Source organism: Solibacillus silvestris (assembly GCF_051967575.1).
Classification (GTDB): Bacteria; Bacillota; Bacilli; order Bacillales_A; family Planococcaceae; genus Solibacillus; species Solibacillus silvestris_B.
Genome location: NZ_JBQCJW010000077.1, coordinates 1 through 1,659 on the forward strand (window position 1 = coordinate 1; position 1,659 = coordinate 1,659).

The 1,659-nt window shown below is 44.9% G+C and carries 1 protein-coding gene; it reads right to left on the reverse strand.

Annotated features, from left to right (window positions below; translation table 11 throughout):
- Positions 1–187: 187 nt before the first annotated feature.
- Positions 188–1,504 (reverse strand): IS1380 family transposase, encoded by a 1,317-nt coding sequence (locus tag ACTHOQ_RS18815; protein ID WP_440497721.1) that lies wholly within the window; start codon positions 1,502–1,504, stop codon positions 188–190.
- Positions 1,505–1,659: the final 155 nt, after the last annotated feature.

The following is a 1,659-nucleotide window of genomic DNA, read 5'->3' on the forward strand; positions in this document are numbered from 1 at the left end:
ACCTGAATTATTCATAGCTCACTAAAACCAATCCGTTTTTATTCATTTTTTCCAAGGTGCTGAATTTTTTAGGAATTGGAGCAGAGAACTCGTGGCGAGGTTGTAGTTAGCACCCAAAAATCGATGTTTCATCGATTTTTGGGCAGACCTCCCCCTTGATGCGGGTTCGAATTTTTAAAAAGGTTATCTAGTTGAAAGAAAGCTGCTGCACCCTGGTCAGTACGTCTGAAAAGAAGCGTGTGTACACGAAACTGGACGATAATTTGACGTGCAGATAACGGCCCGATTTTACAAGCTTACTGGCGACTTTGATCAAGCGTGTGCGAATCGTTTGAATCTGAATGCCCTTCGCAGCGGGCGGAAACGTGAATGTCCGCAACCAGTTCGTAAAATTATAGGCGAGCAGGCTGATCATCATCCGTGCTTCGTTGACGGTGAAATCATGGCTTTTCATTTGGTCAAACCCAAAGCCGTCTTTCGCTTCTTTAATGAAATTTTCCATCGTGCCACGTTTCTGATAAGACTGAACAATGGCGGAAGGCGAAAAAGCATCCCCTAAACTCGTGACGAAAAAGGCATGTGAAAAGAAGAGTTCACCCGCCGGACGTGTGGACTGAATGATGATGCGACGCTCTTTGGACCAGGAATTCGCCTGATAAACGGATTCCTCCACATAACGCTCTGTTTTGGTCACATCCCGAATTTCAGATACTGGATGAAGTTCTCCCGCAAGTGCCTGGAGTTTCGCATTCGATTTTAAACGAATGATGTAGTACACCGATTCTTTTTCGCACAGTTCATACAAACCAGGCACCGCAAAGCCGCTGTCCCCACGCACAAGCGTCGACGTTTCAGGGAATGTTTCGTTGTAATGGGCAAGTAACGGCTGTAAAAAATCAACGGTACCATTGGATGTATACACATTGCCAGAGCGCAATCTGGCTTTTAAAAAATCACCCGTTAGTCCATCAAACGCGACCAGTGGATGGAAGCCGACTGTACCGTAATGCGCGTTATAGGAAGCGTTTTCCTGCTGGCCATACGTATCGGCGTGAGACGAATCTAAGTCAATTAAGAGCGTTTCGGTTTTTCGCAGACGGTGTACTTTATCAAGTAATGCTTGATTAGCTGCTTGAAGCTGTTCAATCGCCTGGTCATCAAAACGATGAAAAAATCGGGATAAAGACGGCTGGGACGCCAATGCTTGTGTTCCCAGAACCTGCGTAAAAATAGGGTCATGTGTCAATTGATCCGCTGCGTCATCTTCGTGGTAGCCTGCGATGAGCTGATAGATTTTCTGACGCATAAGCTGTTCATTTGAATGTATCCAATACGAGCGTTCATCGCGTAATTGGAGGTGCTCGGCAATCGTTTGCGAGAAACCGAGTTTTTCGTCAAATTCACGAAAAATCAGTTCACCCGTATCCGAAGAAAGTGCACCGCCATCGGAAGATAGTTGAATCGAACGGTTGAAATGCAGGGGTTTTTGCGTTAAAGTAGCCATTAGAAGAATCCTTTCTAGAGGTTGGTGTTTAGTCGCAATAACCTTAACAGAAACGGATTCTTTTTTCATCTTTTAAGTGAAAAAGAGAATCCCCCTGAAAAGCCGTTGTCACGACTTTTCTGGGGGATTTTGTAATTGGGTATGAATAATCTAGG